Origin of the sequence: Klebsiella electrica (genome assembly GCF_006711645.1) — a bacterium.
Lineage (GTDB): Bacteria > Pseudomonadota > Gammaproteobacteria > Enterobacterales > Enterobacteriaceae > Klebsiella > Klebsiella electrica.
Genome location: NZ_CP041247.1, coordinates 701,951 through 716,935 on the forward strand (window position 1 = coordinate 701,951; position 14,985 = coordinate 716,935).

The following is a 14,985-nucleotide window of genomic DNA, read 5'->3' on the forward strand; positions in this document are numbered from 1 at the left end:
GTCCTTTAATTATTTTTTTTCCAAAAATATAGCGGTCTCACTTAGATTTTTAGCCCATCCCTGCTGAGCACTGGATTTCATTATTCTAATTTCCTGTAGATCTTTGATAGTAAATCCAATTTCCTTTGCAAGCTCACAGGTTATTTTTGTTGTGTCTATTTTTATATCTGAATATCTACTGTCACCAATTACAATCACTGCCATTCCGTTATTCTCAAGAACGCGCATAGATTCTGTCATTATTACATTTATGTCATGAAAATAATAACTAATCATGTCGGGTATATTTTTGTTCCAAAGTTCTTTTCGCTTCCCATCTAATTTATCTAATGTCTCAGATAGCGTTGGTGAAATTGGTTGCGGTGAAGAAAACATTTTTATTTGAACATGAGAACGTAACGTGTTGGATCTTAATTTTTTATTATCTTCCGAATCATTTAAATAACCTAAGGCCCAAAGTTCAACATTATATATGTCAGTGTAATCAAACGTATTAGGATATGGCGGTGAAAATAATACCAAGTCACTGGTTTCCACTTCTGATATTAACTTCCTAGAGTCCCCTCTAAAAAGTCTATATTCTTCCGATTTTGTTTTTGAATAACGAACTATATCAAAAATAGCATCGTCAACTTTCTGGCGTAGTGCTGCATCAAAAGAATCTGTAGAGTATGTTAAAGACTGCCAATTTTTTCTATACCGCCTACCTTTACCATTTATTAGTACATTGCTAAAAGGGATAAGAATTGCTCCCAAAAGAACTTTTAACAAATTTTTATTTTCATTTTTTTCTATTTTTTCAAATGATTCTCTATATTGCGCGATTCTATAAATTATTTCTTTATTAAAGACCCACCTAAATTCTTCATTATTATGATAAAGTGTTTTTGGCGCGTTTTTATAAAGCAGAGCCAGGTTTGGGGTTTGAGTATCAACGATTTTCATAACATATGACCAATCGTCAATTAAGCTTTCGCTATTATAGCTAGTGAGCTTACTTTCGATCAAATCAGCAAGAAAGGGGTTGACCTCGATTGTTGTTGGCTTAATCCCCATGAGCTGAGATGTAAGTGCTGTTGTACCTGAACCACCGAAGGGGTCCAAAATATTTTTTACCTCGATAGAGGATCTTTGGATAACATCATGTACAAATTTGGGCGAAAATGCCTCTTTAAATTTGAACCATCTTTGGAACGGAACATTTCCTACACCTTGCGCAGTGCTTAACGGGGCAGATAGATCCTGCCATTGTAGTAGACTATCTACGCCATTCTTGTATCCACGCATCCATTAAATCTCTATAAAACAATTAGTTATATTTATTTTGGTGCGTTTATGATACACCACCACTCGTATATCATGAATTATTAACTAATAGAAATGTATGTCAACAGCGGGATGAGTTTTTGTAGATACTGGTTATTTATATTTTAGTGGATGTGTAATATTAATTCATTGAAATTATTGAGGTTTATTGTTTCATGAGTTTTCACTTTATGTACTAACAAATTTGGGGGTTGTAAGGATAACTATTTTAGTTGCGCGTACTTGGACCCTTCCGAATATCGGTGCCAAGATAAAAAGAGACTCCTGCCCAAACGTCTACATCTGAACGCTGTTTCACCAAACTTCATTTCACCGCTGCGGAGCAAGGGGCGCTAAGTCCAGCTATGCAGGGGCAGATTTTTTCTCCCGTGTGTTTCCCGTTCTCCGTATTCGCTTCCGGTTAATCGTTTCCCGGCACAACCCGTCCCGCAAGGGTAAATGGCACGCATTCTGCGCCCTTGCGGGCCAGAACGACGCCGGGAAAGCGAACCGTCAGGCGATACGAAGACGAAAATCACACCACTGACGGAGAAAAAACCATGACAATTTCCCTGCATACCCAGACCAGCGCCCCTAACACCGCAGCGGCGACCAGCGTATCCCCGCTGGACCCGTCAGGCTCCTCAAAAACGAAATGGTCTAAAACCAAAACCGACATTTATCAGACCGTCACCGATAGCATCATTAGCGCACTGGAAGCAGGCGTTAAGCCCTGGACGTGTCCGTGGCAGCGCGTACCGGGCATGTCCGGTTTACCTTCCAACTACGCCACCGGCGCGGCTTACAGCGGGATGAATATCATGTTGCTGTGGTGCAGTGCGTCAGAACAGGGATTCAGTGATTCACGCTGGATGACCTATAAACAGGCTCAGGCAGAGGGCGGGCAGGTTCGCAAAGGTGAGCATGGCACGACCGCTATTTTCTATACCACACTGGAGAAGGAGAACGACGCCGGAGAAATCGATCATATCCCGATGCTGAAAACCTTCACTGTGTTTAACGTTCAGCAAATTGACGGTCTTTCCCTGACTACTGAGGCAGTGAGTCCCGCTGAAACGTTCGAGCCGTTGCCGCAGGCTGAAAATCTTTTCCAGAGTAGCGGCGTAAACATCATAGAGAAAGGACAAAACGCCTTTTTCAGGCCCTCAACCGATGAGGTCTGGCTGCCGGAGCGTCAGCTTTTTTCCGATGCCGCTAATTTCTACGCCACCGGCCTGCATGAGCTGGTGCACTGGAGCGGTGGTAAAACACGTCTTGACCGTGAAATGAAAGGAAGATTCGGTAGTGAGGATTATGCATTTGAGGAGCTGATCGCCGAGCTGGGAAGCGCGTTCCTGATGGCGGATCTGGGAATTGTCGGAGAGGTTCAGCACGAAAGCTATATTGCTTCCTGGCTGAAAGCACTGAAAAACGACAAGCGCTATATTTTCAAAGCCGCCAGCGCAGCATCGAAGGCGCATCGTTATCTGATGGATAAGGTTTGAGTTGAAGAACGGGAAGCCGCAAAGGAATGCGGCTTTAACCTTATATTGGGGTAGGCAGAGTAACAGGGGGAGCAATTTCCCTGCGAATTTTCCGGGCATCGGGTGCCCGGAAAATTCGCAGGCTGCGGGTGCGGGCGGCAAAGAGCCCGCCCATCCCGCAAACGACATTTTATACCGGTGATTACTGTTGATAACGGAACAGGTATAACGACCCATTGTTAAATGTGAAAGACTGCAACGGTAGCAGGACCTGTTTTTGGTGCTATGATAAGTGCATCGGGCCGTGCAATTTGCACGTATTCATTGCGGGAGAGAAACCATGACAGCGAAACAACGCAGCACACAGAGTGTGACCATGACGGTAGAGCGAGCCTTACTGAGCCGGGCGCGTGAGGCAGGCATTAACCTCAGTGCGACCCTGACAACCGCCCTCGATGCGGAGCTTCGCCACTATGAAGCGAAAAAATGGCAGGAAGAGAACAGGGAGGCCATCGACGCATTAAACCGTTTTCATGATGAACATGGCTGTTTCAGTGATGAATATAGGACATTTTAACCATGCAGTTCACCGTATACGGGAATACCGGTAAAAGCGCCGTTTACCCACTGTTGCTTGATGTCACAAGCGATATTATTGGACAACTGAACCGCCGGATCGTGATCCCGTTGCTGCCTGTTGACAGATATCCGGCAGGCCGCCGCCCGGATCGCCTTGTCCCCGTGGTCAGACTGACGGACGGCCAGGAATACGCTGTCATGACTCACGAACTGGCGAGTGTCCCTGTCCGGGCGCTGGGGGTGATGTTCTGTGATGCTTCGCAGTACCGCACTCAGGTAAAGGCCGCTATAGATTTCCTCATCGACGGCATTTGGTCGTGACTGCCGGGAGCCTGTGCCAGTTCGTCTATCGTGCGGAAGAGAAAGATTTCACGTTTTTCTGCGCCGAACGGTATAGATACATTGTTCCATATCACTGTTCCGAAACTGTCAACCAGTCTGATTAACGACGCTTTGGTTTTTCGTTTGCGTAGTAATCAGACTGTATGATAAAAAATCCAGTCAGTTTAAGCTGGTAACGTATCGACTATAGAATCGTTAGTGGACAGAAACCTCTGTCACTTTGAAACTGTCGGGTTTGAGAGCAATGCTGTTATATACTGCGGATATTTTCCAGGTTTGCCCTGGTTCGATATGGTTGACCATGTCCACCGCCTGTCCAATAATTTGTCCGTTTTGGAGCAGATTGAACTTAATAATCACCATATCGATTTCATGATTGCTCTTATTGGTACCTGTTCCGGTTATATTCTTCAGGCCGTTTGGTGTGTCAGCGAGCTGAAGACTGGTGAGTTCAACATCTTTACTTATATTTTCTGCAAATACGGCCCCTGAAAACCCGGCGAAAAGGATAGAAATTATAGCGATTTTTCTTAACATTTATTAATCTCCATGAGCAAGAACAATATTACTGTATAATGGAAGTGTTTATTTGTTAATGACTGTTTTGTATTATATCCAAAAAGAAGTTGTCGTTTTATGAGGTGGGAACTCTAATTTATCTGATGGTTGATTTGATCTTTCCCCATTGCAAAGATATCCTAGAGTATGCTCATAAAGGGATAACTCATGCTTCTGTACAATTGGATTGAACACACAAATGATTTATATGCTATGAGATTTTTTGTTGTCCACAGGTTTTGGGATATGTAAGATTTGAAACCTGTGCTCATCCCGTTGCGAAAAATATAAATATGATTTTTTTGAAAAATTCAACTCCTCTGATTTGAATAAATTTATTTAATCTACTTTGTCACAAATGACCGCTACTCTGAGAATACAATATTGGCCAGCCTTGTCTTTCAGCTTCGGCTATTAGTTCGGGGGATGGATTGACAGCACAGGGATGACCAACCAACTGTAACAGCTCAATATCAGAAATATGATCACCATAAGCATAGCATTCTGCAAGCTGTTGATCATGATTTTGAGCGTAATGTCGGGCATATACGGCTTTATGATAACCAATGGAAACCTTAGTTAGCTCACCTGTATAGAAACCATTTGATACGATTGGTTCGGAGCATATCGAGTTTTTTACTTCCAACGCCTCCATTGCAGGGTGGATAATATCTGTCATTGCCCCGGAAACGAACACTACATCGTCATTTCGAGACTGATGGTATTTGATTTTTTTTACAACCTCAGAGTTGAAATTATAACATCCTTTATTGAATGATTTTTTAGCTAACATTCTAATCTGGAATTGTTCTTCACCTTTAAAGAGTGAATAATAATATCGGTTAATATCCTCGCGATCCTGCCCTGCGTTACTGAGTTCATGAATTTTTTTCATTATTTGAGATAACGATAATCCACATTTTAACTGAAAGTGTTCGGAATATTCCCGCAGGAATACGAACATGCTTTTTCCCGTTATAACGGTTTCATCAAAGTCAAAAAAAGCAATACTCATAATTTTAGATTCCGGTTAAATACTGACAAGATAGTTTTTATGGCAAAGAGATGCTTGCTCACATTCTTTTTTAGTTATGTAGTTAAGGTCATATACACAGAAGGTAAAACATACTTCTGCTTTCTTCGTACCTGTCTGTTCAAAACAGACAGTACATTCACATGCAAACTTACCATGTGATGAGCTTTTTTCGATAAAACGTTTAAAGTAACAGTTACAGGTAATGGAAATACGAAAGATGAAAACGAAACATTCAGCGATGTTAGTGTGAAATATTTTTCCGAAATCGTAATTCCTGCCTCCTGGAGTAAGTATTTCTCGGAAGTGGCGATGATAGTTTGTCTTGCCGCTTCAATAAGAACCATTCCTTGAATATGCTGACCCGTTTGATGATCGCATAATAATTCGGATGAATCTTGCAAAATCAATTTTGCACTGTAATTGTTACTATCTATTCTTTCGGGTGAGGTGATAAGGATATTTTCTTTTTTGCGTTTATGAACCAGCTTTTGATGATCTCTGTTATTTTGATAATAGAGTTCCTGCAGATTAACTATCTCATTGATTTTATCAGGGTAATGTTGACGAATGATGCAAATGGTTCGTGATATGTCGTCGAGTTCAACTCCTTGGCCGATGATGATTTTCTTAACATTTTGAATTTCACCAGACCAGACAAAACGTTCAAATTCGTTTACGGTCAGTACGTTTTCATTTCTTTCTGCGAAGTCTGTAAACTTCTCACCAACTACAATTAATTTTTCCATGTATCACCTCTCAGACGTTTTTCAAAATAAGTGCTATGCCCATACCACCGCCGATACACAACGATGCCAGTCCCGTTCCCTTTTTCTCACGATGCATTGAGTGAATCAAAGAAACGACTATACGGTTTCCAGAACAGCCCAGAGGATGACCAAGTGCAATGGCGCCGCCATTGATATTTAGTTTTTCTAAAATTTCGCTTTCCTGAACGTTATGTTCATGTGAGAGATTTTTGACGACGCCAATAACCTGGGCGGCAAAAGCCTCGTTGATCTCGAAGAGTTCAATATCCCTAAGAAGAAAGCGAGAACGGAGTAACGCATTTTGTATTGCTGGGACAGGCCCCAACCCCATGACTTTGGGATCAACACCTCCTTCACCAAATGATAAAATCTCAGCCATAGGGTTTAAGTTGTATTTCTTTACAGCCTCTTCTGATGCAAGGATCACAGAAGAAGCTCCATCATTAATACCAGACGAATTACCCGGCGTAACAGTACCGTCAGTCTTGAACACCGGTTTTAGTTTTTCAAGTTGTGCTAAAGAGATATCATGCCTGATATGCCCATCTTCTGTAACAAAAGTTGTTCCCCGTTTGTCTTGTACGGGCACAGGGATGATTTCAGATGAGAACAGTCCAGCCTTACTGGCACCTGAAGCTTTCTTATGGCTATTGAAAGCATATTCATCCTGTTCTGATCTTGATATTTTATATAGATCTGCAATAGATTCTGCCGTTTCTCACATTGGAATATGGGAAATTGCGTCAGTTAAACCATCTGTCTGGATGGAATCTACAGTCTGGAAGTTCCCATATTTAACACCAAATCTGATATCACCTTTTAGCAGGTAAGGGGCCTGACTCATGTTTTCCATACCAGCGGCTACAACGATATCCGAATATCCACATTGTATATGGTTCATTCCTTCAAAAATGCTTTTCATCCCACTGCCACATATCATGTTCAGCGTATAGGCCACCTTTTCTGCCGGGATTCCAGCTTTCAAGGCTACCTGGCGTGCTGGCCCCATGCCTTGCCCGGATGACAATACTGTTCCACATATCACCTCATCAACCCATTCCGGTTGGATTTTGGCTTTTTCCAGATTGCTTTTAACTGTTAAAGTTGCGAGTTCAACAGCGGATACAGGTTTTAATGCCCCAAGAAAGCTGCCGACAGGGGTACGGCATGCAGACACTATATAAACTTTTTCCATGATAATTCCTGGTCATATAAAAACGAAAGATATTTGGTTAAATCTGATTCGTTACCAGTAAATCCAATGTATCCATCTGGATTAAGAACGGTATACTCATCATTTTCTATGTTAAGTAACTTCATAAAATCAAAATCATCTTTTTCTACGGAGAAAAATCTGATGTATGAATTATTCTTTATTAGTGAAAGTGAAGAGCATTCTTTTTTAGTTGAGAAAATAATAACCTTGCCCGTAGCAAAAGCATCGTATGTGTTTTTAAATCCATATTTGTTGGATGTGAAATCAAAATATGGCACATGGTGCCCAGCCATACTCTCTGGTAAAGATTCCTGGATTGCCGAAAAACCAGCGTATTTTAGTGGTAAATCCTGTCGATAAAAATTACGGTTACAGTATTCGGGATAATAAACCGCATCAACACTTTTTTTGGGTAAAATCCCCGCAATCAGGCCCGTGTCATAGTCCGTCGAATTCAGGACTTGTTTTACAGCGGTGAAGCGTTGAGAACTGTATGTGTTTAATAGTTCAGCAGTTGCAAATCCTTTGATATAAAATGCGAGTTTCCAGGAAAGGTTTACAGCATCCTGAATCCCGGTATTCATTCCTTGTCCACCAATCGGACTAAACAGGTGGTATGAGTCTCCAGCAAGAAATACATTTCCCTTATGGTTTGCGTCAGCAATTCTGTTATAGAAGTTTGCACTTGATGACCATATCAAATCACACGCTGTACCTACCTGATTGTAGTATTTTGAAAGATAATAATTTATCTCCTTTAGATCTGGCACTGGGCGAGGAGACGGCAATTTTCCTTCTTTTTTAACAACAATCCTGACCATGTTATTCGGCATTGGCAGGAAAATAAGGAATCCTGACTCATCGATGTGATATGACGTCCCCGGTAAATCCACTTTATTATCAAACAATACATCTGCCATAACAAAATGCATGTCATAATCATGCCCGGCAAAACCAATGTTTGCTAATTCTCGGACGGTACTGGCAGCGCCATCAGCGCCAATAATGAAATTATATGGTAACGTATACTCTTTTTTGTTTTCATCTAAAAGCGATGTTTTATAAACTCCATTTTCTTTCGTCCAGGATATCAGCTTATGCCCGCGTTTAACACGGTGTCCGAAGCTGTAAAGGTAATCCTCAAGTAAACCCTCTGTCTCCGGTTGAGGGATGCTAACATGGAATTTATAACATGAAGGTATATACTTGTTATTTATATGAAGAAATTTGTTGTTCTTATAATAAGCATGTATTGAATCAACCTTTCGACCCTTTTCTATTAATTTTTCTGAAAGGTTTAATCCGTGGAATGCCTTGATGGTAGCGGGGCTTACACTCAAGGCTTTAGAGTACGTTGTGCTCTCTGTATTTTTATCAATAATATCAAAATCGATATTGTACTTATTCAGGTAGCAACCCGTCATTAAGCCTACAGGACCGGCGCCTACAATGAGAATTTTTTTCACGATAATACCTCTCTATATGCCCCGGGTGGGGCATATGAGTGCTGACTAATTAATATCCATTACGGATAAACATCACCTTCAATACGGCGGTCACCAGCGACATTGCAGATATGCCAGTAGGGATAAGGTTTTTCTTTATCACTCACTTTGTTGAGAATATCAATTTCCTCCTGGGTGAGATCCCAGGAAAGTGCAGCAATATTATCTTCAAGCTGCGAGAGTTTTGTTGCGCCAATGACAAGAGAAGTGATCCCTGGTCGGGTACGTAGCCAGTTAAGGGCCACCTGAGCAACGGTGGAATTATGCTGTCTTGCGATTTCTTGCATGACTTCCAGTGTCTGGTAAGCCTGCTCGCGGTTAGCTATAGGAGCTGATTCAAAGGGGGTGGCGTTCGCGAGGCGACTGCCCTCAGGGAAGGCCTGGTTGCGCGGATATTTCCCGGTCAGGAATCCTCCAGCGAGAGGACTCCAGACTGTAATTCCAACGTTCTGATCGACACTCAGTGGGACGATTTCATGCTCAAGCTCTCTCGCTGCAATATTGTAATATCCCTGATATACGCAGAATTTTTCCAGTCCGAGGCGTTCAGAAATGCCCAACGCTTTGCCAGTTGCCAGGCTGCGTAGTTAGACACACCGATATAACGGACTTTCCCTGCACGGATCAGATTGTCGAGGGTTCGCAGAGTATCCTCCAGTGATGTACGAGGATCAAAGCCATGCAGGTGATATATATCGATATAATCAGTTTTAAGGCGCTTCAGACTATCTTCGACTGCATTGATAATGTGGTAACGAGAGGCTCCCAGGGAGTTCGGATTAGGGTCTGTTTGCCAGCGGCCTTTGGTGCCGATGATGACTTTCTGACGATTTCCCTTTAGAGCATTACCCAGCAGTTCTTCACCCTGACCATTTTTATAGCAGTCAGCTGTATCGAAAAAGTTGATCCCGGCATCCAGCGCTTTGTAGACGAGGTCATAAGCGGTGTTTTCCGGAACAACACCAAATTCAGACCAGTTACGCCCTGGCGCACCAAGGAAAGCCCCTTTTTCACCAAAAGTCATGGCACCAAAGCACAATTCAGATACTGATAGTCCTGTTGAACCTAAATAACGATATTTCATATTAACTCTCTTACCTTAAATGAACTACAGGGTTGCATAAGCGATTATGAAGCCGGTGGCAGTTAACAGCGCCCCCGCTAACGGAATATGGGAAAGTGATACGCCGTAAGTGATGAGTAATCCGCCAAACCAGGCACCGGCAGCGTTGCCTAAATTAAATGCAGCAATGTTACAGGAAGACACCATACTTTTTGATATATCACTGCTATCGAGTGCCTGAACCTGTAATGGTGGAATTGTTGAAAACATAGCCATTCCCAGTAAAAAAACCGCGATACAGGCAGTTGGTATTGTCAATATGGCAACAGGGAAGAAGCACAGCACAGCAATGAGAAAAGACAATGTGATGAGAAGCGCTTTTCGCGTTCCTTTATCGGTCAACCTTCCGCCAATGTGATTACCTGCCACCATGCCGATACCAAATAAAACAAGAACAGCTGGAATGTATTTTTCATTCAACTCTGTAACATTTTTTAGCATTGGTGCGATATAAGTGAATGCTGCAAATACGCCAGAAAAACAAAATGCTGTAATCAATAAACTTTTTAAAACCTTCGGATATATTATTACTTTTAATTCATTCTTTATTTTTACAGTGTTTTCATTTTTTGTTTCCAGGTTAGGGACAAAAACCATTACGGATATTGCTGATAATATACCGATAATGGTCACCATAAAAAAAGTGTATCGCCAGCCAAACAGTTGTCCTACCCATGCGCCAAGAGGGACTCCCATAATGTTGGCTAATGTCGCGCCGAGAAACACGGCCGATACAGCAGAGGCTCTTTTATCTGGTGGTGCAAGTTCAGATGCGTACACTGAGCTGATCCCAAAAAAAGAAGCATGAGCGAAAGCGGTGATGATTCTGGCTATAATCAGAGTGGTAATGCTTCCTGAAATTCCACACCACAGATTACCTACAGAGAAGATGCACATCAGAAAAATAAGGGCTGGCTTCTTCTTATATCGACTAGGCAACGGGGTAAGTAAAGGTGCCCCGATAACTACACCAAATGCATAAGCGGTGATGGAATACGCCGCCAAAGTTATGGATATATTAAAGTCGTTGGCAACATTAAGAAGTAAACCCATAATAACAAATTCTGTAGTACCAATACCAAAAGAACCAACAGACAAAGCGTAAATGGCTGCAGGCATTCCTGATGCCCGGGATACGGCTGTATTCATATGAAACCTCATCTCCCGCCAGAAAAGGCGGGAGAATTCATTGCTGGAGATTATTTGTCGATTAAATTGAAGTCACCCTGGTTATATCTCAATCCGTAAACATTGGCAGGAGTGAAGATATGGTCAATGGATTTAATATCATCGCTGGAAATGTTCAGGCTGGCCGCTCCAGCATTATCTTTCAAATGCTCAATTTTCCGCGCACCAGGAATGGGAACAATATCATCTCCCTTGCTCATCACCCAGGCGAGGGCCAGTTGTGCCAGGGTACAGCGGTATTTACTGGCTACATCCTGCAGCTGGCTGAGCAATTGTTGGTTTTTCTGCATGGCTTCTTTCTGGAAGCGAGGAAGATTTCGACGAAAATCATCATCGGCGAAGCCTGACTGATCCGTGATTTTCCCGGTCAAGAATCCACGTCCCAAAGGACTATACGGCACAAACCCAACACCTAACTCGCGGCAGGCTTTGATGATGCTTTCTTCCGGCTCACGAGTCCAGAGAGAATATTCAGTCTGAACTGCGGTGATAGTATGAACTTTGCTGGCCCGGCGTAAAGTCTCAGCAGATACCTCTGAAAGCCCGATATGGCGAATTTTCCCTTCCTTGAGGAGTTCAGCCATTGTTCCCACAACATCTTCAACGGGTACAGTAGGGTCAACACGGTGTTGATAAAGTAAATCAATAGTCTCGATGTTAAGACGTTTAAGTGAACCTTCGACAGCTTCGCGGATATGTTCCGGGCGACTGTCAACGCCAGCCATGCGCTCAAGCCCCTGCCCGGTAGGAAGGATGCGGAAACCAAATTTAGTCGCAATCTGTACCTTATCGCGAATTCCTTTGATGGCTTTACCGACCAGCACTTCATTATCAAAGGGGCCATAAACTTCTGCGGTATCAAGGAAGGTGACACCCAAATCAACCGCAGTGTGGATGGTGTTAATAGCCTGAGATTCTTCGGCGCCACCATAGGCAAAGCTCATTCCCATACATCCAAGACCTAATGCAGAAACCTGGAATTTATCCTTTCCTAGATAACGTGTTTTCACCTTATTTTCCTCGCATGTAAAATGTTATTAAATATATACTTCCATTTTATATTTATAACAATTAATATATCTCTAATGCAGTGTTTTATGGAATTTAACAATGAAAAACATCCCCGATTTGCAACTTATTGAAATGCTAATTCTTATTGTGAAACACGGGAGTTTTCGTAAGGCAGCAAAAGAGTTGAATGTTTCACCACCCACTTTAACGATTGCAATAAATAACCTTGAGGAAAAACTGGGTGTCAGACTTTTAAATCGTTCGACCCGGAGTCTTTCGTTGACCGCTGTCGGTGATGAGTTTCTTAATGACGTTACTCCAGTCTTAAATGACTACCGGCGCGTCATTGATAATCTTAATTATCACAGGGCAAAACCGGAAGGCGTGGTAAGAGTAAATTTGCCACGAGTTGTGCTTGATCTCTTCTTTCAACGCTACTTCGTTAAGTTCAAAAATGAATATCCAGATATTAAACTTGAGCTATTCGCAACCGACAGGAAAGTCAATATTATAGACTCAGGTTTCGATGCAGGTATACGCTATACGCAAGATGTTCCTAAAGATATGATTGCGATTCCATTTGGAGAAAAACTCTCTCTTATTCCAGTGGCAAGCCCGGATTTCATAAAAGAAGCAGGCGAACCCTCTTCACCAAAGGATCTCGTTAATTTCAGGTGTATTAATCGCTGCTTTCCTGGTGGTGAGTTATATCGTTGGGAATTTATCAGCCCTCAGGGAAATACCACGGAAGTTTCTGTTAAAGGTGATCTGGTTATTGATTCCGATGTGGCAATGATCCAGGCTGCGGAATCCGGGTTAGGAATTGCATTTGTTTATGAAAATCTTGTTATGGAGAAAATTAAAGAACGCAGACTTATCCGGTTACTGTCTGATTTTAATTATCCTGCGGATAATTTCAATATTTACTACCCAAGCCGTAAGCATATCCCGGTGCCATTGCGAACATTCATAACATGGGTGATGTCGATGAATAAAAATGCGTTACAGTAATTTTATTTCAAAGTACTGGTAAAATACTGTAATGCACAGTAAGGCGTAACATAAGAATAGTGGTGCCCGGACTCGGGCTAACGCCGCAGGCGTTGAACAGCGCGCCTGTCGCGCTGGCCCCGAAGGGGTGAGCGGCTCGCCGCGAATAATCGAACCAAGGACACGGGGATTTTCAAAACTCGTGTCAGATTTAGAGAGAAAATGTTAGTAATTTAAGTATTGAATCATCCCCTGATGAGCTGGGAATTTTCAGTTTTTCATCCGAGTTTTCAACATTGTCGAGAACTCAAAATCAAAACTAGCTTCGTTGCTAATAGCATTCGACATGAAATCCTGACAAGACAGAATTTCGATATATTCCTTTCGAGAACTTTTTCTCTGAGAAAATGAAAGTCCTTGGAAAATAATTGGTTGAGCTGGCTCTTCATTGTCAAGCCTATCCTTATGAAGCAGAGTGTAGTTCAATCCCAATAATTCCATAATTTCCCCATCCAGTGAACGGATCGATCCAAAATGACGGTGAAACATAAGGTTACCAGCATCACCATCAAAATAAATATCAACCATATCCTTCCAGTTTGGACTATGTCTGTTCCACTCTATTACGCCTACAAATACTTCCTCGTGGTCCGCAAAGTTGAGCTTCACTATAAGATAAGGAAGATATCTCTGGGGATCAAATGGGGTCCAGACTAACGTTTTCAATATGTCGTCATTTGAGAAGGTTTTCAGTTCAAGTGATTCTGCTTTCCTATGAAGGGCATGGGCTACGATACTATGCACATTAGTCCTCCAGATTGGGTTAAAGAAAAACACGTCATCAGTAGCAGTTAAAAGCGCATCAATCTCAGGCTTATATGCTAAAGATGCAACAATATCCATATTATAGGTTGATCCACCTTGCATTCCTCGCAACTCAGCCAGTAGATCACGATCTGACAAGTTAGCTTCAACAAAAAGTCCAGACCGAATGATCTCAACATCTTTAACCATATCATCTGAGAGCCAATACTGAGCTTTTTCCGGATGGGAAATCTGTAATCCTTCTGCACCCATTTTTTCATATAATGAGATTTCTTCGTTGTCCTCCCAGACTTTGTCGGCGAGTTCACCTAAAATGTCACTGGGCTCGGACATCCCCTCCAGCCAGTCATTAAACTCCTCTAAAGCTTCTCCGAAGAAGCGTCTGTTTATTATTTCTTGGTAGAATTCAGCACTTTCCTCTTGTTGAGAAAAATATACAAGATGTGAGATGCCATGACTTCCATCGGCGAGCGTTATAACTGCGAAGATGAAGTTGTGCAGACCGATTCTCTGCATGTATTGGGTCCCAGCTTGCGCGCCAGCACGAGCTTTTTTAATATCGTTATATTCCCAAATGAAATGTCGCCGAGAAAAGGATCTCTCAGCCTGTTTTGGTAAAGGAGAAATCCATTTGATGTGTTCTGGGAGCCCATCGTTCCCCAATGAGATTTTCCCACCTTTCAGGGCGTAGCGAGTGTTATGATAGAATTCAGAAAAAGGAGTCAGCAATTCGTGCCATTCGACTGATAGTATGATCAACCTATACTCGGTCGATTTAATCAGAGATCTTGCGCGAACCAATGCTGCATACTTTGCTAGTTCTTGTAGGCCTTGACGTGCAGCAGCATCCGATTTTTTTATTTCAATGATAACGATTCGCCCTTTCTGATCACGGGCGAAAATATCAACGAAACCAGAGGCCCCATTGTCATTCTTTAAATACTGCTCTTTTTTCTGCAGCATCAATCCTGGCTCGATCATGTCGAGATTTTTGGCTAAAAAATCGCGAATATCTGCTTCACTTTTGGCTATTTTCATGACTTACACCATATGTTT

General features: G+C 42.3%; 12 protein-coding genes and 2 pseudogenes. 4 read left to right on the forward strand and 10 right to left on the reverse strand.

Annotated elements, in window-relative coordinates; translation table 11 throughout:
• Window positions 1-9: 9 nt before the first annotated feature.
• Entirely contained in the window at window positions 10-1,287 is a 1,278-nt protein-coding gene (locus tag Electrica_RS03405; protein WP_141963441.1) for a DNA methyltransferase, read from the reverse strand.
• A 578-nt stretch (window positions 1,288-1,865) separates the two neighbouring features.
• Here Electrica_RS03405 and Electrica_RS03410 point away from each other — a divergent pair.
• The 3 genes from Electrica_RS03410 (at window position 1,866) to Electrica_RS03420 (ending at window position 3,689) form a co-directional block, all read left to right on the forward strand.
• Window positions 1,866-2,810: an ArdC family protein gene (locus Electrica_RS03410; protein ID WP_141963443.1), complete on the forward strand. Its 945-nt coding sequence runs from the start codon at window positions 1,866-1,868 to the stop codon at window positions 2,808-2,810.
• Between the two features lie 319 nt (window positions 2,811-3,129).
• Window positions 3,130-3,366 (forward strand): type II toxin-antitoxin system CcdA family antitoxin, encoded by a 237-nt coding sequence (locus tag Electrica_RS03415; RefSeq protein WP_141963445.1) that lies wholly within the window; start codon window positions 3,130-3,132, stop codon window positions 3,364-3,366.
• Window positions 3,367-3,368: 2 nt separating this feature from the next.
• Window positions 3,369-3,689 (forward strand): CcdB family protein, encoded by a 321-nt coding sequence (locus Electrica_RS03420; protein ID WP_141963447.1) that lies wholly within the window; start codon window positions 3,369-3,371, stop codon window positions 3,687-3,689.
• A 216-nt stretch (window positions 3,690-3,905) separates the two neighbouring features.
• On the opposite strand, the gene Electrica_RS03425 is transcribed toward Electrica_RS03420, so the two are convergent.
• The 8 genes and pseudogenes from Electrica_RS03425 to Electrica_RS03460 form a co-directional block, all read right to left on the reverse strand.
• Window positions 3,906-4,247 carry an FxLYD domain-containing protein gene (locus Electrica_RS03425; protein ID WP_141963449.1) on the reverse strand — a complete coding sequence of 114 codons (342 nt, stop codon included), beginning with the start codon at window positions 4,245-4,247 and terminating at the stop codon, window positions 3,906-3,908.
• 373 nt (window positions 4,248-4,620) lie between these two features.
• Complete coding sequence (locus Electrica_RS03430) at window positions 4,621-5,283, reverse strand: HAD family hydrolase (protein ID WP_141963451.1); 663 nt, start codon at window positions 5,281-5,283, stop codon at window positions 4,621-4,623.
• 74 nt (window positions 5,284-5,357) lie between these two features.
• Window positions 5,358-6,050: an AfsA-related hotdog domain-containing protein gene (locus tag Electrica_RS03435; RefSeq protein ID WP_227699459.1), complete on the reverse strand. Its 693-nt coding sequence runs from the start codon at window positions 6,048-6,050 to the stop codon at window positions 5,358-5,360.
• A 10-nt stretch (window positions 6,051-6,060) separates the two neighbouring features.
• A pseudogene (locus Electrica_RS03440) lies at window positions 6,061-7,266 on the reverse strand (acetyl-CoA C-acetyltransferase).
• The gene (locus Electrica_RS03445) at window positions 7,248-8,753 is read right to left on the reverse strand and encodes an FAD-dependent monooxygenase (RefSeq protein ID WP_141963453.1); all 1,506 of its coding nucleotides are present in this window, start codon (window positions 8,751-8,753) and stop codon (window positions 7,248-7,250) included. Before Electrica_RS03445 ends, Electrica_RS03440 begins: the two are co-directional and overlap by 19 nt.
• A 59-nt stretch (window positions 8,754-8,812) precedes the next feature.
• Window positions 8,813-9,876, reverse strand: a pseudogene (locus Electrica_RS29245) (aldo/keto reductase).
• A 24-nt stretch (window positions 9,877-9,900) separates the two neighbouring features.
• Entirely contained in the window at window positions 9,901-11,064 is a 1,164-nt protein-coding gene (locus Electrica_RS03455; RefSeq protein WP_141963455.1) for an MFS transporter, read from the reverse strand.
• A gap of 50 nt (window positions 11,065-11,114) precedes the next feature.
• Window positions 11,115-12,113, reverse strand: coding sequence for an aldo/keto reductase (locus Electrica_RS03460; protein ID WP_141963457.1), 999 nt, complete (start codon window positions 12,111-12,113; stop codon window positions 11,115-11,117).
• Window positions 12,114-12,213: 100 nt separating this feature from the next.
• On the opposite strand from Electrica_RS03460, the gene Electrica_RS03465 reads away from it, so the two are divergent.
• Window positions 12,214-13,125 (forward strand): LysR family transcriptional regulator, encoded by a 912-nt coding sequence (locus tag Electrica_RS03465; RefSeq protein WP_141963459.1) that lies wholly within the window; start codon window positions 12,214-12,216, stop codon window positions 13,123-13,125.
• 249 nt (window positions 13,126-13,374) lie between these two features.
• Here the strand turns inward: Electrica_RS03465 and Electrica_RS03470 are convergent, their stop codons facing one another.
• The gene (locus Electrica_RS03470) at window positions 13,375-14,967 is read right to left on the reverse strand and encodes an endonuclease NucS domain-containing protein (protein ID WP_141963461.1); all 1,593 of its coding nucleotides are present in this window, start codon (window positions 14,965-14,967) and stop codon (window positions 13,375-13,377) included.
• Between the last annotated feature and the right edge of the window lie 18 nt (window positions 14,968-14,985).

What these genes read in the sequence shown, in the direction of transcription:
- Electrica_RS03420 (WP_141963447.1), top strand. Translation starts at nt 3,369, where the DNA reads ATGCAGTTCACCGTATACGGGAATACCGGTAAAAGCGCCGTTTACCCA.
- Electrica_RS03415 (WP_141963445.1), top strand. Translation starts at nt 3,130, where the DNA reads ATGACAGCGAAACAACGCAGCACACAGAGTGTGACCATGACGGTAGAG.
- Electrica_RS03465 (WP_141963459.1), top strand. Translation starts at nt 12,214, where the DNA reads ATGAAAAACATCCCCGATTTGCAACTTATTGAAATGCTAATTCTTATT.
- Electrica_RS03430 (WP_141963451.1), bottom strand. Translation starts at nt 5,283, where the DNA reads ATGAGTATTGCTTTTTTTGACTTTGATGAAACCGTTATAACGGGAAAA.
- Electrica_RS03455 (WP_141963455.1), bottom strand. Translation starts at nt 11,064, where the DNA reads ATGAATACAGCCGTATCCCGGGCATCAGGAATGCCTGCAGCCATTTAC.
- Electrica_RS03470 (WP_141963461.1), bottom strand. Translation starts at nt 14,967, where the DNA reads ATGAAAATAGCCAAAAGTGAAGCAGATATTCGCGATTTTTTAGCCAAA.
- Electrica_RS03435 (WP_227699459.1), bottom strand. Translation starts at nt 6,050, where the DNA reads ATGGAAAAATTAATTGTAGTTGGTGAGAAGTTTACAGACTTCGCAGAA.
- Electrica_RS03410 (WP_141963443.1), top strand. Translation starts at nt 1,866, where the DNA reads ATGACAATTTCCCTGCATACCCAGACCAGCGCCCCTAACACCGCAGCG.
- Electrica_RS03425 (WP_141963449.1), bottom strand. Translation starts at nt 4,247, where the DNA reads ATGTTAAGAAAAATCGCTATAATTTCTATCCTTTTCGCCGGGTTTTCA.
- Electrica_RS03405 (WP_141963441.1), bottom strand. Translation starts at nt 1,287, where the DNA reads ATGCGTGGATACAAGAATGGCGTAGATAGTCTACTACAATGGCAGGAT.